Here is a 25281-nt window from a genome sequence, read left to right as displayed (position 1 = left end):
CGCTACAGCATGGCGTCAGTCGATCCATTCCAGCAGGCGCTGCAGGCGTGCGTTGACGTCGTTCTCCTGCAGCAGCGACACGCGCTGCAATGACGTGATGGGCAGCACCTGCGCCAGCCGCCAGCCGACCCATCCCGCATGCTCGAACACGCGGGCAGGCAGCTTGCTGATGTCGGTGCCCACCTTCTCCATCATCGTCTGCAGCAACGTGCCCAGCAGCGCATGCTCCGGCAGGATCTCGAGATCCTCGTCCGAATGCAGCCATTCCACGTCGGCCATGACCAGTCCGTTGTCGCGCACGCGCGTACGCACCACGTGGAAACGGCGATGCCCGCGCACGCGCAGCGACAGCAGACCGTCCTCGCCCAGGTCGAAGTTCTCGATCTTCGCCTCGACCCCATAGGCCGCCGGCGTGGCGGGCGCGCCGGCTTCGCTGCCCTCGAGGATCAGGCAGACACCGAAACCGGTACCCGACCGCCCGCAATCGCGCACCAGATCGAGATAGCGCCGCTCGAAGATGCGCAGGTCCATCGCGGCACCGGGCAGCAGCACCTTGTGCAGGGGAAACAGCGGAAGCGATTCGGCCGAGGTCATGCGCGCAGTGTACCGACCGGCTTTCGGGAGCGGGAAGCCGACGACGACGGCCACGCCATGTCGGACGTGGCCGTCGGTCTGCGGAAGCGAACGCCAGCGGCTTACTGGGCTACCGCACGACGCGCATTGACGCGCCCGGCGCCGAAGGTCTCGTCGTTGCCCGGCTTCCCCAGGTCGTCCGCCGACGCGCGCAGCATGCGCTCCACCGCCGCAGGCGACAGTTCGCCGCCATGCTTGCCGATGATGAGCGCCGCCACGCCGGCGACATGCGGCGCCGCCATGCTGGTGCCGGCGGACCAGCCGTAGCCGGTGGTGCCGGAGGTGGTGCTGAACACCATGTCCCAGACCCAGCACGGGCGGGCGATGCCCTTGAACGTGCAGTTCTCGGTTCCCGGATAGTCGTAGTTGCCACCCGGCGCGCCGAAATGGATCGCCGACTGACCGTAGTTGCTGTAGCTGGCGCGGATGTCGAAGTCGGCACCGGCGGTGTCCTTCTGCCACGCGATCGGACCGAGCGCGCTGACCGTGATGACGCCGGGCAGCTGGCCCGGGAACGAACGCAGGTTCACCGTCGTGCACGTGCCGTCGGTGTCGCAGACGCGGCCGCTGTCCTTGTCCAGATCGCGGCCATCGTTGCCGGCGGAGGCCACCACGGTGGCGTTCTGCCTGTTGGCATAGCGCACGGCGCGCGCGGCGGCGTTGACCAGTTCGGCCACCTCGTTGCCGCCGACCTGCAGGCCGCCATTGACGCCCAGGCTCATGTTGATGACGTCGGCGCCGACATCGGCCGCATGCACGATGCCCTGGATGATGGCGGAAAAGGACCCGCTGCCGGTCGCCGGATCCAGCACCTTCACCGCGATCAGCTCCGCCTCCGGCGCCACGCCTATCGTGCCGATGCCGTTGTCCGCCGCACCGATGGTGCCCATCACGTGCGTACCGTGGGTGCTGCCGCTGGTGTTGCAGTGGGTCTGCCCGGCGATGAAGGAGGCGGACTTGGCGGCGTTGAGATTGGGCGCGATGTCGACATGCGCGCAGTACACGCCGGAGTCGAGCACCGCGACCGTGGCGCCACGCCCGCGATAGCCGGCATTCCATGCACCGGCGGCATCGATGGCCGCGTGGCCCCACTGGAAGTCGAAGAAGCTGTCGTTGTCGCCGGAGGCGGGCGGGTTGGCGTAGTCGGCGGTGACCTGGTCGGCCGCCACGGGCAGGTCGAACGCGATCGCCACGTCCGGCACGGCCGAGCGTACGGCCGGAATGCGGCCGGCAACGGTCGCGAAGGCCGGGTTGTCCGACTCGACGATGGCCACGCCGATCTGCGGTAGCGTCGCCACGATGCGACCACCGGCCGCCTCCACCTTGCGCGAGAGCTGATGGTCGAAACTGTTCGAGTTGGCGGTCACGACATAAGTCGCCGCACAGGCGCCGCCGGCATAACCGAACATACCGAGCGCCACCCCGATGGCGCGGGCAATCTGCTGCATGGAATACCTCCTAGTGTGGTTGGAAGCACGGTGTCCCCCGTGCCCGATCACTCTAGGTCTCTCCACGGACGCCCGCGGCCCACGTCACCCGCCGCAGGAGCGGCCACGCGATTGTCAGATCACGCTTCGTCCGGAAAGCCGCGCCGCGACGCGCCCTGCATTCCGTCTTGACCGTACGACGCCCACCTCTGCAGTGTCATCGATGCTGCGCCGCCGCACCGTCCCGCGCGAGCGCGCGGTCAGGCGCGAGTCGCCGACAGCGCCATCAGGAACCGCCGCGGCGCGCCATCGAAACCGCCGTTCGACATGAACACCACGTGGTCGCCCGGCCGCGCCTGCGCCTTCAATGCAGCGACCAGGGCATCGACATCCGGCACGGTGCGCGCATCGCCGCGGATGGCAGCGACGATCCTGCCGGCATCCCAGGCCAGCTCCGGACGATGGAGGAAGACCACCGCGTCCGCGATGTCGAGCGACGGCGCCAGCGCCTCGGCGTGGGCACCGGAGCGCATCGAATTGCTGCGCGGCTCCATCGCCACCAGGATGCGCGCCGCGCCGACGCGCGCGCGCAGGCCTTCGAGCGTGGTGTGGATCGCGGTGGGATGGTGGGCGAAGTCGTCGTAGACGGTGATGCCGTCGTGCTGGCCGATCACTTCCAGCCGCCGCTTGACGCTGCGGAACGCGGCCAGCGACGGCAGCACCGTGGCGATATCGACGCCCACCGCATGGCACGCGGCCAGCGCCGCCAGACCGTTGAGCACGTTGTGGCGACCGAGCATCGGCCAGTGCACTTCGCCGATCTCCGTGCCGTTGTGCCGTACCGCGAACGCACTGCCGTCCTCGCGGATCAGGCGCGCGCTCCACTCCAGCGAGGCGTCGAAGCCGAAGCGCTCGACCGGCGTCCAGCAGCCCATCGCCAGCACCTCGGCCAGGCGCGCGTCCTCGCCGTTGACGATCAGGCGTCCGCGGCGCGGCACGGTGCGCACCAGGTGGTGGAACTGGCGCTGGATCGCGGCCACGTCGGGGAAGATGTCGGCGTGGTCGTATTCCAGGTTGTTGAGGATGGCGACCAGCGGGCGGTAATGGACGAACTTGCTGCGCTTGTCGAAGAAGGCGGTGTCGTACTCGTCCGCCTCGACGACGAACTCGCGTCCGCCGCCGATGCGCGCGGACGCGCCGAAATCCTCGGCCACGCCCCCGATCAGGAAACCGGGCGAGCGGCCCGCCGCGTCCAGCAGGTAGGTGAGGATGGTCGTGGTGGTGGTCTTGCCGTGCGTGCCGGCGACGGCCAGCGTGTCGCGGCCGGGCAACACGCGCTCGGACAGCCACTGCGCGCCGGAGATATAGCGGCGCCCCTGGTCCAGCACCGCCTCGACCGCCGGGTTGCCACGCGACAGCGCGTTGCCGATGACGATCTCGTCGCAGTCCGGCGCGATGTTCTGCGGCTGGTAGCCCTGCGCCAGCGCGATGCCGAGCGTCTCAAGCTGGGTCGACATGGGCGGGTAGATGGCCTGGTCGCTGCCTTCGACGGTGTGGCCGAGTTCGCGCGCCAGCGCGGCCACGCCGCCCATGAAGGTGCCGGCGATGCCGAGGATGTGGATCTTCAAGACGGGACTTCCGTGGAAACTGCGCAGACTTTAGCCGAGCGGGCGGGGTTCGGCACGCGCGAGGCGGCGCCGGTTCAGCGCGAGAAGCGCAGCGTCGCCAGGTCGACCGGGGCGTCCTCGCCCCTGACGATCAGCGTGTTGCGGCCCGGGGCCAGCACCAGGCCGTGGAATCCGCGTGTCCGGTCCACCGCCTTTACCGGCACGCCGTTGAGCACCAGCGAGACGCGACCCTCGCCGCGACCCTCCAGAACGAGGCGATAGGTGCCGCCGGCGCCGGCATCGAAGGTGTACTTGAGCCATTCGTCGCGCTGCAGGCCGGCGACGTGCAAGCGACCTTCGGCGTCCGTGCCCAGGTCGACGCCGTCGTTGCGGTAGGCCATGGCGGGATTCCATACCACGCGCTCGCCGCCGTCGGAGATGTGGTGGTTGGCAGGCGTCAGGTCGTGGTAGGCCACGCCGTTACGTCCCATGTCGAAGTCGACCGCCGCGATGGCGCCGCCCGCCTCGCCGATCACATGCGGCTTGAACGGCACCGACCGGTCCGAGTGCGGTGCGCGGAACAGCGCATCGATCACGTCCGGATGCTGCACGTTGTTTTCGTAGCGCACGTCCTCGGTGGCGAAGCGCATCAGCGCGGCTTCTGCTGCTTCCGCGGACGGCTTCGGTCCCTCGCCCTTCCAGTACGCCAGCACCTGCCGGTAACCCTCGTTGGGCACGATCTGCAGCGGGTTGTTGTAGCGGATCTTCTTCAGCGGCCACCACGCCCAGCCGATGCCCTCGCCTTCCACCAGCGCCACGGTACGCGCGAACCAGTCGTTGGAGTTCTCGCCGGTCTCGCCCAGCCAAAGTGGCATGCGATGCTTGTCGCGCAACGCCAGCGCATCGGCGATGCTCTCGCGGGTGGTGACGTTCCAGTACTTGTGGAAGCTGATGACCAGGTTGTCGTCCCACGGCCCGTCGTCGAGCACGCCGCGGTAGTTGTTGCCCCAGCAGTTGCCCTCGATGACGATGATGTGGCGCGTGTCGACCTCGCGGATCGCGCGCGTGGTGCGCACCAGCAGGTCCTTCAGCGGCGCATTGCCCGTCTCCTTGCAGCCGTTGGTGTCCGCCTTGTCGGCGAAACCCCAGTTCGGCTCGTTGATGATGTCGTAGGCGGCGATGTAGGGCTCGTCCTTGTACCGCTGCGCCAGCGTCTTCCACAGCGCCACCATCTTGTCCTGGTGGCGCGGGTCGTCCCACAGCGACGGTGTCGCGGGATCGCGATCGGCGATGTTGTGGTCGTTGCCCTGCCCGCCCGGTGCGGCATGCAGGTCGAGGATCACGTAGAGGTCGTTGGCCTTGGCCCACGCCAGCAACGCGTCCGTGCGGCGGAAGCCTTCCTCCACCCAGGTCTGGCGACCAGCGACCGGTTCCTGCTCCACCGGCAGCGTATACAGTGCATAGTGCATCGGCAGGCGCACGGAGTTGAAACCCCAGCGCGCCATCGCATCGATGTCGGCCTTGGTGGTGTGGTGGTCGCGCCAGGCCTGGTAGAACGCATCCGCCTTCTCCGGCCCGATCAGCTCGGCGATGCGCGCATGGATGCTGCGCTGCGTGCCCACGCCATCGATGTCGAGCATGTAGCCTTCCTGCAGCATCCATCCACCCAGGCCCATGCCGCGCAGGATCACCGGTTTGCCGCTGGCATCGACGATCCGCGTGCCCTGCGTGCGCAGGAAGTCCTTGGCCTGCGCGACCGGCGCAACCAGCAGGCAGGCAAGCAGCAGGCAGGCGATGCGCGTCATCGGCGACTCCGGACGGTTTCTCGGGACCCGGACCATAGCAGCCGTCGCCCCGTGACCGCGATGCGCGCAGTCACACCCCCGCAAAACGCAGAAGCCCCGCATGCGCGGGGCTTCCGGATCACGCGTCGTGCGGTGTGGACCTCAGCCCACTTCCTTGGCCGGCGCCAGCGCCTCGGTGATGCGGGTGAACACCTCATCCAGCGAACCGACGCCGTCGACGACGGTCAGTTCGCCCTGCTGGCGGTAGAAATCGATAACCGGCGCGGTCTGGTCGGTGTAGACCTGCAGGCGCTTGCGCACCGATTCCGGATTGTCGTCGGCGCGGCCTTCGGCCTGGGCACGGCCGGCGATGCGCTCGACCAGCAGATCGGTGGGCACGTCCAGCTGTACGGCGAAATCGAACTTCTGCCCCAGCTTGGCCAGCAGCTGGCCCAGCGCGGCGGCCTGCACCAGGTTGCGGGGGTAGCCGTCGAGGATGAAGCCGGCCTTCGTATCGTCGCGGGAGAAGCGGGCTTCCAGCATGCCGAGCAGAATGTCGTCGCTCACCAGCTCGCCGCGCGCCATCACTTCCTTGGCCTGCAGGCCCAGCGGGCTGCCGGCGGCCACTTCGGCGCGCAGCAGGTCGCCGGTGGAGATGTGCGGTACCTGCAGGTAGTCCTTCAGGCGCGCCGCCTGGGTGCCCTTGCCCGACCCGGGTGGGCCCAGTAGAACCAATCGCATGCTGTCACTCCCGAAACTGGAATCCTGCGGGCGGTGGACCGCGCCGGGCGCCGGGCGCCGCGCTGCACCGCGTCATCTGTGTGAAGCTTACCGCATCCCCACCCTCCGGAACGAACCCGACATGGTGTCTGGCACCCTACTTTATGCGCAGTCCGGCGGCGTCACCGCCGTCATCAACGCCTCCGCCTCGGCGGTCATCACCGAGGCGCGGGCCCGGAAAATCAAGGTCTTGGCCGCTCGCAACGGCATCCTCGGCGCGCTGCGCGAGGAGCTGATCGATACCAGCAAGGAGTCCGCCGCCGCCATCCGCGCCCTCGCCCACACGCCGGGCGGCGCCTTCGGCAGCTGCCGCGTCAAGCTGAAGTCGCTGGACGCTGACCGCGCGAAGTACGAGCGGCTGCTGGCGGTGCTGAAGGCGCACGACGTGCGCTACTTCCTCTACAACGGCGGCAACGATTCGGCCGATACGGCCTGGAAGGTCTCGCAGCTGGCGCAGGCCTTCGACTATCCGCTGACCTGCATCGGCGTGCCGAAGACGGTCGACAACGACCTGGCCGTGACCGACACCTGCCCCGGTTTCGGTTCGGCCGCCAAGTACACGGCGGTGTCCGTGCGCGAGGCCGCACTGGACGTGGCGGCGATGGCGGAGACCTCGACCAAGGTGTTCGTCTACGAAGCCATGGGCCGGCACGCCGGCTGGCTGGCCGCCGCCGCCGGCCTGGCCGGGCAGACGCGCGACGACGCGCCGCACCTGATCCTGTTCCCCGAGCGCCCGTACGACGAAACCGACTTCCTCGCCCAGGTGAAGAAGACAGTGGAGCGCGTGGGCTGGTGCGTGGTGGTCGCCAGCGAGGGCATCCAGTACGCGGACGGCCGTTTCGTCGCCGATGCCGGCGGCGGCAAGGATTCGTTCGGCCACACCCAGCTCGGCGGCGTCGCGTCCTATCTCGCCGGCCGCGTGAAGGACCAGCTTGGCCTGAAAGTGCACTGGACCCTGCCCGACTACCTGCAGCGCTCGGCGCGGCATATCGCGTCGAGGACCGACTGGGAACAGGCGCAGGCGGTCGGCAAGGCGGCGGTGCAGTTCGCGCTGAAGGGACAGAACGCGGTGATGCCGGTGATCGTGCGCACCTCCGACGCGCCGTTCCGCTGGAAGATCGAGGCCGCGCCGCTGTCGAAGGTGGCCAACCACGAAAAGAAATTCCCGCCGGGCTTCATCCGCAAGGACGGCTACGGCATCACCGACAAGGCCCGTACCTACCTGCAGCCGCTGATCCGCGGCGAAGCCTATCCGCCCTACGGCAACGACGGCCTGCCGAAATACGTCGCGCTGAAGAACGTGGCGGTGAAGAAGAAACTGCCGGCGTGGGAAGGGTGATGCGGGCGGGATGACTTCAGCCACCGTCGCCGCCTGCGTCGCGGTGCTAGCGTGCCCGCCGTCACCATGTCATGGGAGGCGCGCATGTTCCGCAAAGTGCTCATCGGCATGTTGGCCGTTGCCCTCGTCCTGGCCGTCGCGGGCGCCGGCTACCGCTTCGGCCAGCACCTCGCGCAGAAGGACAATGCGGCCAGTCAGACGGCCTCCGCCCGGACGTGAGCCGGTGCGGTTGCATGGTTGTAAAGGTCATCAGGCTTGACCCATGGACACCCTGCTGGCCGAACTCACCGCCCTGGAACGCGAACTCCACCATCCCGGCGTACCCTGCACGCGCGAACGACTGGAGCGACTGCTGCATCCCGACTTCCACGAAGTCGGCCGATCGGGCGTGCGCTACACGCGGCAGGTGGTGATCGACTTCCTGGCGACACGCACTCAGGTGCCGGATGTGGTCGCCTGCGACCATCGCATCGACGTGATGGGCCCGGACGTGGCCCTGCTGCATTTCCGTTCGTACGAACTCGGCTGCGATGGCACGCCCTTTCGTGCAGCCTTGCGTGCCTCGCTCTGGCGACGCACCGCGATGGGCTGGCAGCTGGCATACCACCAGGGCACGCCATCCGCAGCAGCGTGAGGCGACCGCTGCGGCACGGCGCCGCGAAAGATTGGCCGATTCCCCCGCTTGGCGGCGAGCGGACCTTGCGCTAGCGTGAGCGGCAAGGGGGGAGTATGCGGACACCATGGAAGTGCGTGGGCACGGGCCTGCTGGTCATGCTGTGCGCCTGGCCGAGCGCTGCACAGGAAGCACCGGCAGCGGATGCGGCACCACCGCCGCCCGTCGTCGCTGACGGACCGGCTCCGCCGGCGACCTGCTGCGTACTGCCGGACGGGACGCCGCTGGTGCTCGAGATCCTCGACCCCATCAGTTCGGCACGCATCAAGCGCGGCGACATGTTCCGTCTCCGCCTGAAGGAACCGGTGACGGTCGACGGCGTGGCCATCCTGGCGGCCGGCCTCGAAGGCGTGGGCGAGGTCGTCCACGCGGAACCCTCGCGCGGCGGCGGGAAACCCGGCGAACTGATCCTGGCCGCGCGACGCCTGCAGGTGGGCGACCGCGAGGTGAAACTGCGCGGCTTCAAGCTGGCCGGAGCCGGCAAGGACACCAGTGGTGTGGCGCTGGGTGTCGCGTTCGCCATCGGCCCCTTCGCGCATTTCATCCACGGCAAGGAAATCGAAATTCCGCCACTGACGGCAGCGACCGCCAAGCTGGCCGGATCCTTCTCCCTCGATACGCCGTCGTCCACACCGGACCCCATCGCGCCCGCTCCGGGCGCGACGGAAACCCCGACACCGGACAAGGCCTCCGCTACCCCACCACCCGACCCTCAGGAGTAAGCCGCATGCGCCACCCGTTGAACCGTTCACTGCTCTGTCTCGCCCTGCTGCTGCCGATCGCCGCCGTCCAGGCGCAGGATCCGGCCGCCACGCCCGCGCCTGCGGAATCCACCGCAGCGGAACCGGCGACGGCAGCCCCCGACGCACCGCCGACGACGGAAACCGCCAACCGCCTGGTCGGCGCGCCTGCGGAGGGGATGGGACAGGTCGTGTTCTTCCGCGAGAAGAAGTTCACCGGCGCCGCCATCAAGTACAAGGTCCGCGAAGGCGAGACCGAACTGGGCAAGCTCGGCAGCGGCACGTACTTCGTCGCCTCCGTCGCGCCGGGCACGCACCAGTACACGGTGCACTCCGAGGCCAAGGACGTGCTGACGCTGGAAGTGGAAGCCGGTGAGACCTACTACGTGCAGGGCTCGATCACCATGGGCTTCATGGCGGGCCGACCGAATCTTTCGCCGTCCGACGAGTCCGTGTTCAACGCCATGGCGGACGATCTCAAGCCCGCGAAGCAGTAACGCCGGGCCACGATGCATCGCGGCGGCGGCTTCCTTGCGGGGCCGCCGCCGTTTTCATTTACAGGCGGTGCCTTCCACATCCAGCTTCGCCGCGAACAGCGTCAGCGATGGCGCCTGCGCGGCGGTACCGGCCTGCTGTTTCGCGTCCTGCAGATAGATGCGCGATTGGCCCTGGCCATCGAGCGGCGGCGGCGCGGCGCTACCGGGCTTGCGCCAGACGCGCACGACCGCCTGCTGCGAGGGACAGGCCGCGTTCGGTACGCGGATCACGTCGTTGAGCTTCCAGCCCGCCGCGACCGAGGGCTTCGCCTGGTCGAAGTCCATGAAGCGCGCACGCGGCTGGCACTGCGGGCTGGTGCGCACCGACGCGTAGCGATAGGGCTGTGCAGCATCACCGGTGAAGGCGCCTTCCAGCCGTGCGCAGGCCTCGGGGATCTGCCGCAGCGTATGCACGGTCCCCACCGCCTGTGGCGTGGCGGCGGAACGTTCGATCTCGGGCTTCGGATCGGACGCCCACGCGGGCGCTGCGATGGCCAGGCAGGCGGCGAGCAACGGACGTGCGACGGTCGGACGCATGGCAACTCCTTGAAACGGATACGGAAACGCGATCGGGGCCGCAAGGCTGGTATGGAATGCCTGAACCGGTCCGTCACCGCTGGCGGCCCGCAGCGCATCGGGTCATACTCGGGCCAGCTCCAGGGATGTCTGAACAAGGGTTTCGTGCTGCAGTCCATCGCAGCGGTCGAGTGCGCTCAATCGTTCAACAGGCTCCACCGGGATTGGGTTGCGTGTTCATGCGTTCTGCTGGACGACATCCATCAACCTTGGGAGGGGTCATGCTGGAACAACACGGTTTGACGCTGGCGCTGATCTGCGCCGGCGTGGCGATCATCTACGGCGTGGTGGCGGCGCGCTGGATCATGAAACAGCCCGCGGGCAACGCCCGCATGCAGGACATCGCGGCGGCCGTGCAGGAAGGCGCCAGCGCCTACCTCAACCGCCAGTACACCACCATCGGCGTCGCCGGCATCGTGCTGCTGGTGCTGATCGGCCTCTTCGTGTCCTGGGCCAGCGCCATCGGCTTCCTGATCGGCGCGGTGCTGTCGGGCGCCGCCGGCTACATCGGCATGAATGTCTCGGTGCGTGCCAACGTGCGCACCGCCGAGGCGGCGAACAAGGGCATGAGCGCGGCGATGGACGTGGCCTTCAAGGGCGGCGCCATCACCGGCATGTTAGTGGTCGGCCTGGGCCTGCTGGGCGTGGCCGGTTATTTCGCCGTGCTCCACCTGCACATGGGCTACACGGAAGCCGACGCGCTGCACGCGCTGGTCGGGCTGGCATTCGGCTCGTCGCTGATCTCGATCTTCGCCCGGCTGGGCGGCGGCATCTTCACCAAGGGCGCCGACGTCGGCGCGGACCTGGTGGGCAAGGTGGAAGCGGGCATTCCCGAGGACGATCCGCGCAACCCCGCAGTGATCGCCGACAACGTGGGCGACAACGTCGGTGACTGCGCGGGCATGGCGGCCGACCTGTTCGAGACCTATGCGGTCACCATCATCGCGACCATGCTGCTGGGCAGCCTGATGGCCGCGCAGGCCGGCGAACATGCGGTGCTCTACCCGCTGGTGCTGGGCGGCGTGTCGATCATCGCCTCGATCATCGGCGCGATGTTCGTCAGGGTGAAGGGCGGCGGTTCGATCATGGGCGCGCTGTACAAGGGCGTGATCGTGTCGGCGGTGCTGGCGGCCATCGCGTTCTATCCGATCACCACGCAGCTGATGGCGGATTCGTCCTACGGTGCGCTGAACCTGTACTTCTGCGCGCTGGTCGGCCTGGTGCTGACCGGCGTGATCGTGTGGATCACCGAGTACTACACGGGCACGCAGTACGCACCGGTCAAGCATGTCGCCGCGGCATCGACCACAGGCCACGGCACCAACATCATCGCCGGCCTGGGCGTGTCGATGCGTTCGACGGCCTGGCCGGTGGTCGCGGTGTGCATCGCGATCCTCGGCGCCTACGCGCTGGGTGGCCTGTACGGCATCGCCATCGCCGCGACGGCGATGCTGTCGATGGCCGGCATGATCGTGGCGCTGGATGCGTACGGCCCGATCACCGACAACGCCGGCGGCATCGCGGAGATGGCGGAACTGCCGCCGGAAATCCGCAACATCACCGATCCGCTGGACGCCGTCGGCAACACCACCAAGGCGGTGACCAAGGGCTATGCGATCGGCTCCGCCGCGCTGGCCGCGCTGGTGCTGTTCGCCGACTACACGCACAACCTGCAGACCGCGCATCCCGGCACGCTCTTCACCTTCGACCTGTCGAATCATCTGGTGATCGTCGGCCTGCTGATCGGCGGCCTGATTCCGTACCTGTTCGGCGCGATGGCGATGGAGGCCGTCGGCCGCGCCGCAGGCAGCGTGGTGGAGGAAGTGCGCCGGCAGTTCCGCGAGATTCCCGGCATCATGGCCGGCACCGCCAAGCCGGATTACAGCCGCGCGGTCGACATGCTGACCAAGTCGGCGATCAAGGAAATGATCGTGCCGTCGCTGCTGCCGGTGATCGTGCCGATCATCGTCGGCCTGCTGCTGGGTCCGCAGGCATTGGGCGGCCTGCTGATCGGCACCATCGTGACGGGCCTGTTCGTCGCCATCTCGATGACCACGGGCGGCGGCGCGTGGGACAACGCCAAGAAGTACATCGAGGACGGCCACCACGGCGGCAAGGGCAGCGAAGCCCACAAGGCCGCGGTCACCGGCGACACCGTCGGCGATCCCTACAAGGACACGGCAGGCCCGGCCATCAATCCGCTCATCAAGATCATCAACATCGTCGCCCTGTTGCTGGTGCCGGTATTGCCGGTCAACGGCTGGCTGGGTGGCGCCGCATCGCACGACGTGGCGGCACATGCCGCTCCGATGTCCACGGGCGAGCTGGTCGAGGGGCGCCGCGCGCGCATCCTGTTCGACAGCGGCTCGGCGGTGGTGCCGGCCGATACCAGCGCGCGCCTGTCCGGCGTGCTGGGCACGCTGGCCGCCGATGCCGCCGCGCAGGTCCGCGTCTCCGGCTTCCACGACGCCAGCGGCGATGCCGCGGCCAACGAGGCCCTGGCGAAGCAGCGCGCCGAAGCGATCCAGCAGTGGCTGGTGGTGAACGGCGTGGCGGTCGAGCGCATCACCCTGGACAAGCCGGCGCAGACCACCGGCAGTGGCGATGCCGACGAGGCGCGCCGTGTGGACGTCCGGGTGGAGTAGCCGTGGCGGCATGACCTAAAAAAGGGCGGCCACTGGCCGCCCTTTTTTCGCTTGTTGTAGGAGCGACGTCAGTCGCGACCGCAATCTGACTGCGTACGCGAGCATGGTCAGGATTTGAACGAGGAATCGTTTGGCTTCCGGCCCATCTGCCTGTCCATTGCTTCAAGACAGCGAGGCTGTGCGGTCGCTACTCACGTCGCTCCTACAGTGGTGCGGTGCGGATCATGATGTCGGCTGCAGCGCCACCACGCGCACGTCGACGTCCTTGCAGGCGTCGTCCTTGCAGATGCCGTTCACCCAGGCTTCGCCGTTGCCGAACATCACGCCTTTGTAGTTGACCATCAGCTGCGAGTACTTCTGCCGCTTGATCGCCTCGGCGATGGCCGGCGTCATGATGCGGTCGTAGTCGCGGACGAAGGCCTCGGCGTCGGCGATCTTCATCGGTTGTCCGTCGCGCACGGTGGCGAACGGATAGTCGACCAACGCCGCCACGGCCGCCGCATCGCTTGCCGTCACCGCCTGCTGCAGCTGGCGGATCACGGTCTCGTAGCGCGCATGGTCGCCCAACACCTCGTCGATGGCCTGGTTCACCGCGCGCGGGTCATCGGCGACCCCGGCCGCGGACGACACCGGTGCGGAAGCAGCGGTCGCACCGGGCGTCGCCTCCGCCGGCGCCTCGCCTGCCGATGGAGAAGCAGGGTCGGGCGTGGCGGGCGTGCAGGCCACCAGCCACAGCACCGCGAAGGCGGCGATCGAGTTCTTCATCGTGCGGATTCCTGGTCAGGTGGATAAGCGGCGAGGCAGCCATTCCATGGCGACAACCCAACTCCGGCGATGCGGGCCCATCCTAGCCAGCTGCGCGACGGCTTGCGTTCGGGAATCGTTAGGGACGATCGTCATCCCGGCGCAGGCCGGGACCCAGTGACGCGTGCGGATGAGTGGGTGCGCGCGAAAGACGCTGGGTCCCGGCGTTCGCCGGGATGACGGCTTTCTTGTCGGCCGTCATTTCCGTGGCATCAACTCAACACATCCGCCAACACTTTCCTCCCGACGGCGGCGGCCGCTTCGACTTCCGGCGTCGCCTCTGCCGCCGCACGTGCCTCGGCCTGTTGTTTCAGGTACACCGGGCAGTGCTCCATCATGTAGTCGACGTCGAACGTCATCCGCTCGACCAGGAAGTCGACGAACGCGCGCACCTTCGGCGACTGCACATGACCGCGCGGAAACACCGCGTTGAACTCGTACTCCGGTCCGGTCCAGCCGGCGAGCACGCGTTGCAGGTGTCCCTGCTCCAGGTAGGGCTTGACCATGACGTCGGCACCGAGCATCAGGCCCTCGCCGCACAGCAGCGCGCCCTTCAGTGCGGCCGGGTCGTTGGCGACCAGGATGGGATTGATCGGATAGTCGTGTTCGCCACTGGCATCGCTCAACGCCATGGCCCAGGCGTTGCCGCGCCGGTTCTTCGGCATGGCCAGCACGCGATGGTGCTGCAGGTCGTCCGGATGCAGCGGCTCGCCGTAACGCGCCAGGTACTTCGGGCTGGCGTAGACCTGCGTGCGCAGCGTGGTGAGCCGGCGGGCGACCAGGTTGGAATCCGGCAGGCTGCCGATGCGCAGCGCCACGTCGATCTCGCCGGAGATCAGGTCGAGCGTGTCGTTGGCCAGCAGCATCTCCACCCGGATCTCGGGGTACTGCGCGTGGAACTCGCCGAGCAGCGGCGAGATCTTGTCGATGCCGATCGAATACGGCGCGGTGAAGCGCAGCCAGCCGCGCGGGCCGGCATGCAGCTGGCTGACCGCGCTGGCCGCTTCGCTCAGCTCGCGCGCGATGCGCTGGCAGTGTTCGTAATAGACGTTGCCGGCTTCAGTGAGGCCGAGCTTGCGCGTGGTCCGGTGCAGCAGCTGCGCGCCCAGCCGGGTTTCCAGTTCCTGCACCTTGCGGCTGACGGTGGTCTTGGGCAGGCGAAGCACGTTGGCGGCGGCGATGAAGCTGCCCTGCTCCACCACCTTGACGAAGATCAGGGTGTCGTTGAGATCGTGGCTCATCGTGGGGACTCCGGTAGGGGAAGGGCGAATTGGCCCGCTGACGGGATGATTATTCCCCTAAATCAGGACTAATCAAGTCCTCATTGGGGGCGTAACGTGACACCCCTCGTCTCCCACCGGGTACCGCCCCCATGCTGTTCGCCCGCCTCTTCCAGTCGCTGGAACACCACGAAGACCCCGCCGAATCGCCCTATCCCCGGGCTTTCCGGCGCGAGAAAAGCCTTCTGTTACATGACATCTCCCGTCATGTGGCCGCGCCGCGCTCGCAGCGTGGTGGCGTGATGGGCGGTGGCCGCCGCATCGGTCGACTGCTGTCGGTCAATGGGATTATCCCGTCGACGGGAGGATTCATCCCATGAGCGGGACACTCGCCGCATGCCGTCCGACGAACGGCCAGGCCGATCGCCCGGCGCCGGCGCTGCGCCTGGCCAGCTGCCGCCATTACGTGGCACCGGCTGCCGACGCCACGCAGGATCAGGCAATCGGCCAACAGGATCCGGATATCGCGCGCACCGCGCCGGTCGCCAGACTGCTGCCCATGCCCGCTCGACTTCCCACCGCCGCCCTGCGCTGGCTGCACGCCGTCGCCCGCTCGCTGGCCGAACGCTTCCGCCGGCCGGCCGCCCCGTCGCTCTCCTCCCCCGCGACGGGGCGGTCCGTCGCGCGCCTGCCGTTCGTCGTTGCGCGCACCGGCTTCCGCGAATTCACCCTGCCGCGCCACCTGGCCGACGGCGGCGCGTTGCGGCTGCGGGTGAAGTCGGCCGGCGTCAGCGCGCGCATCGCGTCGCTGCCGGAGCGGAGGACGCCGTGAGCATGAAGACGGACGCGTTGACCCCCGGCGCCCTGGTGCTGGGCGCGAGCGGCAACGTCGGCTTCGGCGTGGTCGGTGCACTGCTCGAGGCCGGCTGCCCGGTGCTGGCGGTCGGCCGCGACGGTCCGCGCATGAGTGCACTGGCCGAACACTTCGAGGACGAGCCCGGCCTGGAGCTGCTGTACTCGCCGTGCATCCACGACGACCGCGACGCCGCGCGCCTGGCCGAGGAAGTCCGCGAGCGCGGGCGGCCGCTGCGTGCCGTGTTCGCCAGCATCGGCACACCGCTGCAGGCCGGCCGCCTGCTCGACCGCCCGGCGTCGTTCCTGCTGGAGAAGCTGGAAGCCGACCTCATCCCGCACCTTGCCGCCGCGCGCCATCTGCTGCCGCTGCTGTCCGAAAGCCAGACCGCCGCGAACTACGTGCTGATCGGCGGCCCGTATGCCGAACGCGGCTGGTCGGGCTACGGCCACGCCTCGGTCACCGGCGCCGCCATGCGCATGCTGACGCAGGTGCTGCACGAGGAAGCGCAGATGCTGGGCGTGCGCGTGCAGCTGCTGTCGGTCGACAAGCCGGTATGCACGCCGGAGAACGCGGTCAACGCCTGCGCGGAATGGCCGAACGCACTGGCCGTCGGACGCAGCGCGGTGTCGCTGCTGTCGCGCGGCGGTCGCGCGGCGCAGTCGATCGTCACCTGGTCCGCGCACGACGCCAAGCCGCCGGAGAACACCCTGGCGCGCGACTTCGAGGAAGCGCTGTGGGCCGTGGCGGGCGCCAGACGCAATGGCCGTACCTCCGCCTGACCGTCACGCCGTCGCGCACATCGCCGTCCTTGCACCGCTATCGCTTCGCCGCTTGACCTCAACCCGACTTCAGGTCGCACCCTTCCCGCCCGTTTCCTCCTCTCCCCCAAGAGACCACCCACCATGAACATGCATCCCTCCTCTTCTCCGCGTCCGCGGCGCCTGCTGGCGCTCGGCGCGCTCAGCGCCCTCGCCATCGCCGTGCTGGCGGGCTGCAGCGGCCAGGCCGCCGAACACGGTGCGCCGCCGGCGCCGGAAGTGTCCGTTGCCGCCGTGCCGGTCAAGTCGATCAGCCAGTGGGACGAATTCAGCGGCCGGGTCGAAGCCATCGAGCACGTCGACCTGCGTCCGCGCGTCTCCGGCTACATCGACCGCGTGGTCTACACCGAAGGGCAGGAAGTGAAGAAGGGCGACGTACTCTTCACCATCGACGCACGCAGCTATCGCGCCGAACTGGCGCGCGCGCAGGCCGAGCTGGCACGGGCCCGCACGCAGGCCGAACTGGGGCGCAGCGAGGCCGCGCGCGCCAAGCGCCTGGCGGAGATGCAGGCCCTGTCCACCGAAGAGTACGAACAGCGCCGCGCCAATGCCGACCAGGCGCAGGCGAACGTCGCCGCCGCGCAGGCCGCGCTGGAAAGCGCCCGCCTCAACCTGGAGTGGACCCAGGTGCGCGCGCCCATCGACGGCCGTGCCGGTCGCGCGCTGGTCACCGCCGGCAACCTGGTCAGCGCCGGCGATGCCGCCAGCGTGCTGACCACCGTGGTGTCGCTGGACAAGGTGCACGTGCACTTCGACGCCGACGAGCGCGCCTTCCTGCGCTATGCCGAAATGGCGCGCAAGGGCGAGCGTCCGAGCGAGCGCGACGGCAAGCTGCCGGTGCAGGTGGCGCTGGCCGACGAAACCGACTTCCCGCATGCGGGCACGGTGGACTTCCTCGACAACCAGGTCGACCGCAGCACCGGCACCATCCGCGCGCGTGCCGTGCTCGACAACGCCGACCGCACGTTCACCCCCGGGCTGTACGCCCGCGTGCGCCTGCTCGGCAGCGGCGAGTTCAAGGCCGCGCTGGTCGACGACAAGGCGGTGCTGACCGACCAGGACCGCAAGTACGTCTACGTGGTCGACAAGGAAGGCAAGGCGCAGCGTCGCGACGTGAAGGTCGGCCGCATGGCCGATGGCCTGCGCATCGTCGAACAGGGCCTGGCCGCCGGCGACAAGGTCATCGTCAGCGGCGTGCAGAAGGTCTTCTTCCCCGGCATGCCGGTGCAGGCCAAGACGGTGGCGATGCGCGCGGCGGATGCGCCTGCCGCGACGGTCGCCATGAAGTAACCAGCGTCGCCCCCGCGAAGGCGGGGGTCCAGCGACTTTCGCATGAGCGAGGAAAGTCGCTGGGTTCCCGCCTTCGCGGGAAAGACGGCTGGGGGATGCGCGCGATCCGATGGATCGCTGGATCCCGCGCCATCCAGCGCCAGATATCGATTCCCACCACGGTCCACGCGGACGGTGGCGAGCCCTTTGCATCTTCCCTCCAGGAAATCCACCCATGGACTTCTCCCGTTTCTTCATCGACCGGCCGATCTTCGCGGCAGTGCTGTCGATCGTGATCTTCGCCGCCGGCCTGATCTCGATCCCGCTGCTGCCGATCGGCGAATACCCCGAAGTGGTGCCGCCGTCGGTGGTCGTGCGCACCGTCTACCCCGGCGCCAACCCCAAGGTGATCGCCGAAACCGTCGCCACCCCGCTGGAAGAGGCCATCAACGGCGTCGAGGACATGATGTACGTCAAGTCCGTCGCCGGTTCCGACGGCGTGCTCTCGCTGACCGTGACCTTCAAGCCGGGCACCGATCCCGACGAGGCCGCGGTGCGCGTGCAGAACCGCGTCGCGCAGGCGCAGGCGCGCCTGCCCGAGGACGTGCGCCGCCAGGGCGTGACCACGCAGAAGCAGTCGCCGGTCTTCCTGATGGTGGTCCACCTGACCTCCAGCGACGGCAAGTACGATTCGCTCTACCTGCGCAACTACATGCGCCTGCACGTGAAGGACGAACTGGCGCGCATCCCCGGCGTCGGCGACGCCCAGCAGTTCGGCGGCGGCGATTACGCCATGCGCCTGTGGCTGGACCCGGACAAGGTGGCCGCGCGCGGCATGACCGCCGGCGATGTGCTGCGCGCCGTGCGCGAGCAGAACGTACAGGTCTCGGCCGGCCAGCTCGGCGCCGAGCCGATGCCGAACGGCAGCGACTTCCTGCTGCCGATCAATGCCAAGGGCCGCCTGGAGACGGTCGAGGAATTCGGCAACATCGTGCTGAAGAGCGGCGCGAACGGCGAGATCGTGCGCCTGGCCGACGTGGCCCGCATCGAGCTGGCGGCTGGCGACTACACGCTGCGCGCGCGCCTGGACGGCAAGAACGCCTCGGCCATCGGCATCTTCCAGGCCCCCGGCGCCAACGCGCTGGAGATCCGCGATGCGGTGGTGGCGAAGATGGACGACATCCGTCCGACCCTGCCGCCGGGCGTCGAGATCCAGTCGATCTACGACACCACGGTGTTCGTGCGCGACTCGATCAAGTCGGTGATCTCCACGCTGCTGGAAGCCACCCTGCTGGTGGTGCTGGTGGTGATCCTGTTCCTGCAGACCTGGCGTGCCTCGATCATCCCGTTGCTGGCGGTGCCGGTGTCGGTGGTCGGTACGTTCGCGGTGCTGTACCTGCTGGGCTACTCGATCAACACCCTGACCCTGTTCGGCCTGGTGCTGGCCATCGGCATCGTGGTGGACGACGCCATCGTGGTGGTGGAGAACGTCGAGCGCCACATCGAACACGGCGCGACCCCGCTCGAAGCGGCGCACCTGGCGATGAAGGAAGTGTCCGGCCCGATCATCGCCATCGCGCTGGTGCTGTGCGCGGTGTTCGTGCCGATGGCCTTCCTGACCGGCGTCACCGGTCAGTTCTACAAGCAGTTCGCGGTCACCATCGCCATCTCCACGGTGATCTCGGCGATCAACTCGCTGACCCTGTCGCCCGCGCTGGCGGCCAAGCTGCTGCAGCCGCACGATGCCCCGAAGGATCGCCTGTCGCGCGTGATCGACCGCCTGTTCGGCTGGCTGTTCCGTCCGTTCAACCGCTTCTTCAAGCGCAATTCCGAGCGCTATGAAGGCGCGGTGGGCCGCGCGCTGGGCCGTCGCGGCGCAGTGTTCGTGGTGTATGCCGTGCTGCTGGTCGGTGCGGGCCTGATGTTCCGCGCGGTGCCGGCCGGCTTCATCCCGGTGCAGGACAAGCAGTACCTGATCGCCGGCGTGAAGATGCCGGAAGGCGCCTCGATCGAGCGCACCGACGCCACGCTGAAGAAGATGGCCGCCATCGCGATGCAGGTCGATGGCGTGGAGCACGAAGTCGCGTTCCCCGGCCTGAACCCGCTGCAGTTCACCAACACGCCCAACAACGGCGTGGTGTTCTTCACCCTGAAGCCGTTCAACGAGCGCTCACGCAGTGCGGAAGAGATCACCGCCGAACTGAACCAGAAGTTCGCCGGCATCCAGGAGGGCTTCACCTTCGCCTTCATGCCGCCGCCGATCCAGGGCCTAGGCAACGGCTCCGGCTGGTCGCTGTTCGTCGAGGACCGCACGCGCCTGGGCTACGGCGAACTGCAGAACGCCGTGCAGGCGTTCCAGGGCGCCGCGTCGCAGACGCCGGGGCTTGGCTTCCCGATCAGCAGCTACCAGGCCAACGTGCCGCAGCTCGATGCCGAGGTCGACCGGGTGAAGGCGAAGGCGCAGGGCGTGCCGCTGACCGAGCTGTTCGACACGCTGCAGACCTACCTGGGCTCGGCCTACGTCAACGACTTCAACATGTTCGGCCGCACCTGGCAGGTCATCGCGCAGGCCGACGGTCCGTTCCGCGACAACGTCGAGGACATCGCCAACCTGCGCACCCGCAACGCCGACGGCGAGATGGTGCCGGTGGGCAGCATGGTGAACATCAGGCAGACCTACGGTCCCGACCCGGTGATCCGCTTCAACGGCTATCCGGCCGCCGACCTGCTGGGCGAGGCCGACCCGCGCGTGCTGTCTTCGGGCGAGGCGATGGCCAAGGTCACCGAACTGGCGCAGCAGGTGCTGCCGCCCGGCATGGGCATCGACTGGAGCGACCTGAGCTACCAGCAGGCCACCCAGGGCAAGGCCGCGCTGGTGGTGTTCCCGCTGGCGGTGATGCTGGCCTTCCTGGTGCTCGCCGCGCTGTACGAAAGCTGGACGCTGCCGCTGGCGGTGATCCTGATCGTGCCGATGACGCTGCTGTCGGCGCTGGCCGGCGTGTGGCTGGTGGGCGGCGACAACAACGTGTTCGTGCAGGTCGGCCTGGTGGTGCTGATGGGCCTGGCGTGCAAGAACGCCATCCTGATCGTCGAGTTCGCCCGCGAACTGGAGCTGCAGGGCAAGGGCATCGTCGAATCAGCACTGGAATCCTGTCGCCTGCGCCTGCGTCCGATCATCATGACGTCGGTGGCGTTCATCGCCGGCACCGTGCCGCTGGTGCTGTCCAGCGGTGCCGGCGCCGAGGTGCGCTCGGTCACCGGCATCACCGTCTTCGCCGGCATGCTGGGCGTCACCCTGTTCGGCCTGTTCCTGACGCCGGTGTTCTACGTGGCCCTGCGCAAGCTGGCCAACAAGCCGCTGGCGTCCCACGCTCCCGCCGCCGACACGGCGACGGCCCATCACTGATCCACCCCCTAGCTTCCACGAGGTCATGCCATGAACGTTTCTTCCAAGATCGCCCTCGTCACCGGTGCCACCCGCGGCATCGGCCGCGAGACCGTGCGCCAGCTGGCCGAAGCCGGCGTGCACACCCTGCTGGCCGGCCGCAACCGCGAGAAGGCCGTCGAGGCCGCGCTGGACCTGCAGTCGCAGGGCCTCCCGGTCGAAGCCATCGCGCTCGACGTCACCGATTCGGCCAGCATCGCCGCCGCCGTCAAGGAGGTGGAACAGCGCCACGGCCGTCTCGACATCCTGGTCAACAACGCCGGCATCCTGGTCGACGACATGGCCAAGGGCGTGTCCGGCCAGTCGCTGGACACCTGGCGCACGACGTTCGACACCAACCTGTTCGGCCTGATCGAAACCACCCAGGCCTTCCTGCCGCTGCTGCGCAAGTCCAGCGCGGGCCGCATCGTCAACGTGTCCAGCCTGCTGGGTTCGCTGTCCGAGCACCAGAACCCGGAATCCTTCATCTACGGGTTCAAGGGCGTGCCGGCGTACAACGTGTCCAAGAGCGCGGTCAACGCGTGGACCATCCACCTGGCGCACGAGCTGAAGGACACCGGCATCAAGGTCAACACGATCCATCCTGGCTACGTGCAGACCGACATGAACAAGTCCGGCGACCAGCAGAACGGCGAGCTGTCCGTGCCGGAGGGCGCGCGCACCAGCGTGCAGCTGGCGCTGATCGGCAACGACGGCCCCACCGGCGGCTACTACTACTTCGACCAGGTGCTGCCATGGTGATCCGCTCGCTCGCCGTCGGCATCGCGACCGCGCTGCTGGCCGGCTGCGTGACCGTGGGGCCCGACTACGCGGCGCCACCGACCGCGCCGGTCACGCTGCAGCAGGCCGGCACCCTCGACTACGTGGCCGACCATCCGGTCGCCACGTGGTGGAGCCAGTTCGACGACCCGGTGCTCGACCAGCTGGTGCGCGAGGCGCTGCTCGCCAACCACGACGTGCGCATCGCGGTGTCGCGCGTCAACGAGGCCCGCGCGGTGTTCTCCGAACGCCGGCTGGACCTGGCGCCGCACGTCACCATGGGCGTGGAAGGCACGCGCACCAAGCAGCCGGTGGAAGGCCAGGGCCGCGTGGAGACGGACAGCTATTCGGCCGGCTTCGATGCCGCCTGGGAGCTGGACCTGTTCGGTCGCGTCCGCCGCAGCGCCGAAGCCGCGCACGCGGACCTGCAGGCGCAGCGCAACGACCTGCAGGCCGTGCAGGTCACGGTGGCGGCGGAAGTGGCGCGCAATTACTTCGAACTGCGCGGCACGCAGAAGCGGCTGGACGTGGCACGACGCATCCTGCAGACGCTGGGCGAGACGCAGCGCCTGACCGAGTCGCGCTTCGACCTGGGCGCCGGCAGCCAGCTGGAGGTGCAGAGCAGCCTGGCCCGCGTGCGCGCCGTGGAGGCCGAGGTGCCGCTGCTGGAGGTGGTCGAAGGCCAGTCGCGCCACCGGCTGGCGGTGCTGGTCGGCCAGCGTCCGGGCGAACTGGACACGCTGCTCGCCCCGCGCGAGGCCCCGGCCTTCGCCAAGGCCCTGCCGATCGGCGACACGACCGAACTGCTGCGCCAGCGGCCGGACGTGCGCGCGGCCGAGCGTCGCCTGGCCGCCGCCACCGCGCGCGTGGGCGTGGCGACGGCGGACCTGTTCCCGCGGGTCAGCCTGCGCGGTTTCATCGGCTTCCTGTCCGGCGGCTGGGGCAACCTGGTCAACGGCGACAACCGCGCCTGGCAGGTCACGCCCTCGATCAGCTGGGCGGCGTTCGACATGGGCAGCGTCCGCGCGCGCCTGCGTGCGAGCGAAGCGCAGGCCGACGGCGTGGCCGCCCAGTACGAACAGGCCGTGCTGGGCGCGCTGGAGGAAACCGAGAACGCACTGCTGTCCTATGCCAAGCAGCAGGCCCAGCTGAAACTCAGGCTGGAACAATCCGTTGCCGCCCGCCGCGCGGCAGAACTGGCCGAACTCCGGTATCGTGCCGGCTCTTCGGACTTCCTCACCCTGCTCGACGCGCAACGCACGCAGCTCGCGGCGGACGATGCGCTGGCGCAGGCCGAGGCCGGTGTCAATGTCGGTGTCGTGGCGATCTACAAGTCGCTCGGCGGTTGGGGCGAACAGGACGTGGCCCCCGCGCTGGCAGCGCTGCCCTGAGCCCGCTTCGTCACACCGCCTTGCCGACCATCCCTTGCATGCTGCGCCCACGGGCGCAGCCCAACCCCTGATCGAGTGTCATCCGTGCCCGCTGGACATCCCCTTCCCCCCACCCTCTCTTCCTCCTCCCTGTCTTCCCGCGCTGTGCCCCGATGGCTGCTGGGCGCACTGCTGGCCATCGCCTGCACGCCAGCCATCGCCGCCGAGCCGCGCACCGCGTGGTACGTGCAGGGCGGCGTGGCCGAAGACGCGCAGTCGCTGACCGTCGGTGCCAGCCGCGACTGGCGCTGGGAGAAGCAGTACCGCTACGGTCATGTCAGCGGCCAATGGCAGGGCGAGGCCGGCCGCTGGCACAGCGACAGCGAAAACAGCACCCAGCTGGGCGTGACCCCGGCCCTGCGCTGGCGACCCAACGGCTGGAGCGAGGGTTGGTTCGTCGAGGGCGGCATCGGCCTCAACGTGATCTTCCCCAAGTACGACACCCGCAAGAAGGAATTCAGCACCACCTTCAACTTCGGCGACCACATCGCCGTGGGCAAGCGTTTCGGCCACGACGACCAACACGAATGGTCGCTGCGCCTGCAGCACTTCTCCAACGCCCGCATCAAACGGCCGAATCCCGGCGAGAATTTCCTGCAGTTCCGCTACACGCACCGGCTGTAAATGTGGGAGCGACGTAAGTCGCGATGGGCTTCCCCACCATGCAGCAACGGCGCCGATCTGTCCTGATCGCGACTCACGTCGCTCCCACACCTGTTGCCCGTTCCCACACCGGGTATTCCCGCACCTGTTCGTCCTGCCAGCGACCACCGCTACCGCAGCGGCGCCGCCATCACCAGCGGCTTCAGGTCGTAGCCCATCGACTCGGCCTTCGCTTTCAGTTCCTCGAACAACGCGCGGTCCATCGTCGGTTCGCGCGACAGGATCCACAGGTAGTCGCGGCCGGGTTCGCCGACCATCGCCCACTGGTAGTCGGGATCCAGCGCGATCACCCAGTAGTCGGCCCACACCAAAGGCGCCCACGACAGCCAGTCCGGAGCGAAGCGCACCTCCAGTCGGCCCGGGTGGCCTTCGACCGGCCGGGCGACGCCCTCGGACTGGTCCATCCCGCCGTCTTTCGTGCGGCAGGCATTGAGCACGCCGATCTTGCCAGGGCCATCGAGGCTGTAACGCGCCGTGATGTCGCCCACGCACTGGCGCTGGAAGAACATCGGCAGGTGCGCGATCTCGTGCCACTGGCCCGCATAACGGGACAGATCCAGCTCGGGAACGGAGGTGACGGGTTCGGCCGCGTGGGCCGCGAGCGCTCCCGCGCCCAAGACGGCAGCCAGTGTCATGCGGATCGCGAGGGATGGACGTGTCATCGTTTCACTCCGTTACGGTGGCGGCACGTGGCACGCCTACGCCTATGAAAAAGAAGCGGATGCATCCTGCGCTGGGATGCATCCGCTCCGTGCCACACGTTCGGCGATGGCTTACTTGGTGGTCTTCACCAGGCCGCTCGCCTCGACGCTTTTCACGCCCTTGATCTGCTTGGCGACCATGATCGCCTTGTCCTTCTGCGCCTGGCTGTCCACCGCACCCGACAGCGTCACCACGCCGTCGACGGTCTCCACCTTGATGTCCAGACCGGACACGTTCTCGGTGGCCAGCAGATCGGCCTTGACCTTGGTGGTGATCCAGGTGTCGGTCACCGGCTGGCTGGAATCGTTCTGCGCGTTCTCTTCCGGCTCGTTCGGCGGGTTGGCGGCCATCACGTGCGAGGCGGAGAACAGCAACGCCGTCGACAGGGCAGCGGCCAGCAGCGAGCGGGTATGTACGTTCTTCATGATCGTGCTCCTCGTTGGTGTGGGTCGAGTGTCGGCGTCGCTGCGTACAACAGGCGTGAAAAGCGTGGGGAGCGGACACCGGCGTTCAGCACGGCGTCGCGCGGCATTCACGCATGTGCACAGGGAGTCAACGCGGCGCTTCCTTTACCA

At 68.5% G+C, this 25281-nt stretch carries 24 protein-coding genes and 1 pseudogene; 15 read left to right on the top strand and 10 right to left on the bottom strand.

The features are described 5' to 3' along the window. Nucleotides 1–15 precede the first annotated feature (15 nt). The 5 genes from VGN58_RS02540 to VGN58_RS02520 form a co-directional block, all read right to left on the bottom strand. Complete coding sequence (locus VGN58_RS02540; protein ID WP_327481307.1) at nt 16–594, bottom strand: LON peptidase substrate-binding domain-containing protein; 579 nt, start codon at nt 592–594, stop codon at nt 16–18. Between the two features lie 101 nt (nt 595–695). Next, nucleotides 696–2081, bottom strand: coding sequence for a S8 family peptidase (locus tag VGN58_RS02535; protein ID WP_327481305.1), 1386 nt, complete (start codon nt 2079–2081; stop codon nt 696–698). A 239-nt stretch (nt 2082–2320) separates the two neighbouring features. Next, a complete protein-coding gene (mpl, locus tag VGN58_RS02530) occupies nt 2321–3688 on the bottom strand; it encodes a UDP-N-acetylmuramate:L-alanyl-gamma-D-glutamyl-meso-diaminopimelate ligase (protein WP_327481303.1) in 1368 nt (455 codons plus the stop codon). A 74-nt stretch (nt 3689–3762) separates the two neighbouring features. Then, nucleotides 3763–5472, bottom strand: a complete 1710-nt coding sequence (locus VGN58_RS02525; protein ID WP_327481301.1) for a cellulase family glycosylhydrolase — start codon at nt 5470–5472, stop codon at nt 3763–3765. 141 nt (nt 5473–5613) lie between these two features. Further along, nucleotides 5614–6192 (bottom strand): adenylate kinase, encoded by a 579-nt coding sequence (locus VGN58_RS02520; RefSeq protein WP_327481299.1) that lies wholly within the window; start codon nt 6190–6192, stop codon nt 5614–5616. 121 nt (nt 6193–6313) lie between these two features. Here VGN58_RS02520 and VGN58_RS02515 point away from each other — a divergent pair, with 121 nt between their 5' ends. The 5 genes from VGN58_RS02515 to VGN58_RS02495 all read left to right on the top strand — a co-directional run bounded on the left by VGN58_RS02515 (nt 6314) and on the right by VGN58_RS02495 (nt 9480). Next, nucleotides 6314–7570: a 6-phosphofructokinase gene (locus VGN58_RS02515; RefSeq protein ID WP_327481298.1), complete on the top strand. Its 1257-nt coding sequence runs from the start codon at nt 6314–6316 to the stop codon at nt 7568–7570. A gap of 84 nt (nt 7571–7654) precedes the next feature. Next, the gene (locus tag VGN58_RS02510; protein ID WP_327481296.1) at nt 7655–7789 is read left to right on the top strand and encodes a hypothetical protein; all 135 of its coding nucleotides are present in this window, start codon (nt 7655–7657) and stop codon (nt 7787–7789) included. Nucleotides 7790–7832: 43 nt separating this feature from the next. Next, complete coding sequence (locus VGN58_RS02505; protein WP_327481294.1) at nt 7833–8204, top strand: DUF4440 domain-containing protein; 372 nt, start codon at nt 7833–7835, stop codon at nt 8202–8204. 95 nt (nt 8205–8299) lie between these two features. Further along, entirely contained in the window at nt 8300–8965 is a 666-nt protein-coding gene (locus VGN58_RS02500; protein ID WP_327481292.1) for a hypothetical protein, read from the top strand. A gap of 5 nt (nt 8966–8970) precedes the next feature. Beyond that, nucleotides 8971–9480: a DUF2846 domain-containing protein gene (locus tag VGN58_RS02495; protein ID WP_327481290.1), complete on the top strand. Its 510-nt coding sequence runs from the start codon at nt 8971–8973 to the stop codon at nt 9478–9480. 54 nt (nt 9481–9534) lie between these two features. On the opposite strand, the gene VGN58_RS02490 is transcribed toward VGN58_RS02495, so the two are convergent. Next, nucleotides 9535–10056, bottom strand: coding sequence for a hypothetical protein (locus VGN58_RS02490; protein ID WP_327481288.1), 522 nt, complete (start codon nt 10054–10056; stop codon nt 9535–9537). Between the two features lie 260 nt (nt 10057–10316). Here VGN58_RS02490 and VGN58_RS02485 point away from each other — a divergent pair. Next, a pseudogene (locus VGN58_RS02485) lies at nt 10317–12344 on the top strand (sodium-translocating pyrophosphatase); the annotation flags it as partial. 60 nt (nt 12345–12404) lie between these two features. After that, on the top strand, nt 12405–12740 hold the full coding sequence (locus VGN58_RS02480) for an OmpA family protein (protein ID WP_327482044.1): 336 nt from the start codon (nt 12405–12407) through the stop codon (nt 12738–12740). Between the two features lie 222 nt (nt 12741–12962). On the opposite strand, the gene VGN58_RS02475 is transcribed toward VGN58_RS02480, so the two are convergent. Both VGN58_RS02475 and VGN58_RS02470 read right to left on the bottom strand, forming a co-directional pair. Continuing rightward, a complete protein-coding gene (locus VGN58_RS02475) occupies nt 12963–13505 on the bottom strand; it encodes a hypothetical protein (protein WP_327481286.1) in 543 nt (180 codons plus the stop codon). 251 nt (nt 13506–13756) lie between these two features. After that, nucleotides 13757–14785, bottom strand: coding sequence for a LysR family transcriptional regulator (locus tag VGN58_RS02470; RefSeq protein WP_327481284.1), 1029 nt, complete (start codon nt 14783–14785; stop codon nt 13757–13759). 131 nt (nt 14786–14916) lie between these two features. Between VGN58_RS02470 and VGN58_RS02465 the strand changes: the two genes are divergently transcribed. From VGN58_RS02465 to VGN58_RS02430, 8 genes are all read left to right on the top strand, one after another. Further along, the gene (locus VGN58_RS02465; RefSeq protein WP_327481282.1) at nt 14917–15144 is read left to right on the top strand and encodes a hypothetical protein; all 228 of its coding nucleotides are present in this window, start codon (nt 14917–14919) and stop codon (nt 15142–15144) included. Next, nucleotides 15141–15596 carry a hypothetical protein gene (locus tag VGN58_RS02460; protein WP_327481280.1) on the top strand — a complete coding sequence of 152 codons (456 nt, stop codon included), beginning with the start codon at nt 15141–15143 and terminating at the stop codon, nt 15594–15596. Before VGN58_RS02465 ends, VGN58_RS02460 begins: the two co-directional genes overlap by 4 nt. Before the next feature lie 2 nt (nt 15597–15598). Continuing rightward, a complete protein-coding gene (locus VGN58_RS02455; RefSeq protein ID WP_327482042.1) occupies nt 15599–16399 on the top strand; it encodes an SDR family oxidoreductase in 801 nt (266 codons plus the stop codon). Nucleotides 16400–16528: 129 nt separating this feature from the next. Then, nucleotides 16529–17728 (top strand): efflux RND transporter periplasmic adaptor subunit, encoded by a 1200-nt coding sequence (locus tag VGN58_RS02450; protein WP_327482040.1) that lies wholly within the window; start codon nt 16529–16531, stop codon nt 17726–17728. Between the two features lie 214 nt (nt 17729–17942). Then, nucleotides 17943–21113, top strand: a complete 3171-nt coding sequence (locus VGN58_RS02445; protein ID WP_327481278.1) for a multidrug efflux RND transporter permease subunit — start codon at nt 17943–17945, stop codon at nt 21111–21113. A gap of 30 nt (nt 21114–21143) precedes the next feature. Beyond that, complete coding sequence (locus VGN58_RS02440; protein ID WP_327481276.1) at nt 21144–21893, top strand: SDR family oxidoreductase; 750 nt, start codon at nt 21144–21146, stop codon at nt 21891–21893. Continuing rightward, entirely contained in the window at nt 21887–23302 is a 1416-nt protein-coding gene (locus tag VGN58_RS02435; RefSeq protein WP_327481274.1) for an efflux transporter outer membrane subunit, read from the top strand. The genes VGN58_RS02440 and VGN58_RS02435 overlap by 7 nt, the downstream gene beginning before the upstream one ends. Before the next feature lie 144 nt (nt 23303–23446). Then, on the top strand, nt 23447–23965 hold the full coding sequence (locus VGN58_RS02430; protein WP_327481272.1) for an acyloxyacyl hydrolase: 519 nt from the start codon (nt 23447–23449) through the stop codon (nt 23963–23965). A 149-nt stretch (nt 23966–24114) separates the two neighbouring features. On the opposite strand, the gene VGN58_RS02425 is transcribed toward VGN58_RS02430, so the two are convergent. Continuing rightward, complete coding sequence (locus VGN58_RS02425) at nt 24115–24666, bottom strand: lipocalin family protein (protein WP_414710729.1); 552 nt, start codon at nt 24664–24666, stop codon at nt 24115–24117. 111 nt (nt 24667–24777) lie between these two features. Beyond that, nucleotides 24778–25131, bottom strand: a complete 354-nt coding sequence (locus tag VGN58_RS02420) for a BON domain-containing protein (protein WP_327481270.1) — start codon at nt 25129–25131, stop codon at nt 24778–24780. Nucleotides 25132–25281 lie beyond the last annotated feature (150 nt).

This window comes from Pseudoxanthomonas sp., assembly GCF_035999195.1.
Taxonomy (GTDB): domain Bacteria; phylum Pseudomonadota; class Gammaproteobacteria; order Xanthomonadales; family Xanthomonadaceae; genus Pseudoxanthomonas_A.
This window is presented reverse-complemented; position numbering and strand designations above follow the sequence as displayed.

Bases quoted from the DNA above. Each gene is read 5' to 3' on its own strand.
- VGN58_RS02500 (WP_327481292.1), top strand. From the start codon at position 8,300: ATGCGGACACCATGGAAGTGCGTGGGCACGGGCCTGCTGGTCATGCTG.
- VGN58_RS02470 (WP_327481284.1), bottom strand. From the start codon at position 14,785: ATGAGCCACGATCTCAACGACACCCTGATCTTCGTCAAGGTGGTGGAG.
- VGN58_RS02435 (WP_327481274.1), top strand. From the start codon at position 21,887: ATGGTGATCCGCTCGCTCGCCGTCGGCATCGCGACCGCGCTGCTGGCC.
- VGN58_RS02515 (WP_327481298.1), top strand. From the start codon at position 6,314: ATGGTGTCTGGCACCCTACTTTATGCGCAGTCCGGCGGCGTCACCGCC.
- VGN58_RS02535 (WP_327481305.1), bottom strand. From the start codon at position 2,081: ATGCAGCAGATTGCCCGCGCCATCGGGGTGGCGCTCGGTATGTTCGGT.
- VGN58_RS02460 (WP_327481280.1), top strand. From the start codon at position 15,141: ATGAGCGGGACACTCGCCGCATGCCGTCCGACGAACGGCCAGGCCGAT.
- VGN58_RS02505 (WP_327481294.1), top strand. From the start codon at position 7,833: ATGGACACCCTGCTGGCCGAACTCACCGCCCTGGAACGCGAACTCCAC.
- VGN58_RS02445 (WP_327481278.1), top strand. From the start codon at position 17,943: ATGGACTTCTCCCGTTTCTTCATCGACCGGCCGATCTTCGCGGCAGTG.
- VGN58_RS02420 (WP_327481270.1), bottom strand. From the start codon at position 25,131: ATGAAGAACGTACATACCCGCTCGCTGCTGGCCGCTGCCCTGTCGACG.
- VGN58_RS02440 (WP_327481276.1), top strand. From the start codon at position 21,144: ATGAACGTTTCTTCCAAGATCGCCCTCGTCACCGGTGCCACCCGCGGC.
- VGN58_RS02455 (WP_327482042.1), top strand. From the start codon at position 15,599: ATGAAGACGGACGCGTTGACCCCCGGCGCCCTGGTGCTGGGCGCGAGC.
- VGN58_RS02540 (WP_327481307.1), bottom strand. From the start codon at position 594: ATGACCTCGGCCGAATCGCTTCCGCTGTTTCCCCTGCACAAGGTGCTG.
- VGN58_RS02490 (WP_327481288.1), bottom strand. From the start codon at position 10,056: ATGCGTCCGACCGTCGCACGTCCGTTGCTCGCCGCCTGCCTGGCCATC.
- VGN58_RS02525 (WP_327481301.1), bottom strand. From the start codon at position 5,472: ATGACGCGCATCGCCTGCCTGCTGCTTGCCTGCCTGCTGGTTGCGCCG.
- VGN58_RS02425 (WP_414710729.1), bottom strand. From the start codon at position 24,666: ATGACACGTCCATCCCTCGCGATCCGCATGACACTGGCTGCCGTCTTG.
- VGN58_RS02510 (WP_327481296.1), top strand. From the start codon at position 7,655: ATGTTCCGCAAAGTGCTCATCGGCATGTTGGCCGTTGCCCTCGTCCTG.
- VGN58_RS02520 (WP_327481299.1), bottom strand. From the start codon at position 6,192: ATGCGATTGGTTCTACTGGGCCCACCCGGGTCGGGCAAGGGCACCCAG.
- VGN58_RS02480 (WP_327482044.1), top strand. From the start codon at position 12,405: ATGTCCACGGGCGAGCTGGTCGAGGGGCGCCGCGCGCGCATCCTGTTC.
- VGN58_RS02465 (WP_327481282.1), top strand. From the start codon at position 14,917: ATGCTGTTCGCCCGCCTCTTCCAGTCGCTGGAACACCACGAAGACCCC.
- VGN58_RS02450 (WP_327482040.1), top strand. From the start codon at position 16,529: ATGCATCCCTCCTCTTCTCCGCGTCCGCGGCGCCTGCTGGCGCTCGGC.
- VGN58_RS02475 (WP_327481286.1), bottom strand. From the start codon at position 13,505: ATGAAGAACTCGATCGCCGCCTTCGCGGTGCTGTGGCTGGTGGCCTGC.
- VGN58_RS02495 (WP_327481290.1), top strand. From the start codon at position 8,971: ATGCGCCACCCGTTGAACCGTTCACTGCTCTGTCTCGCCCTGCTGCTG.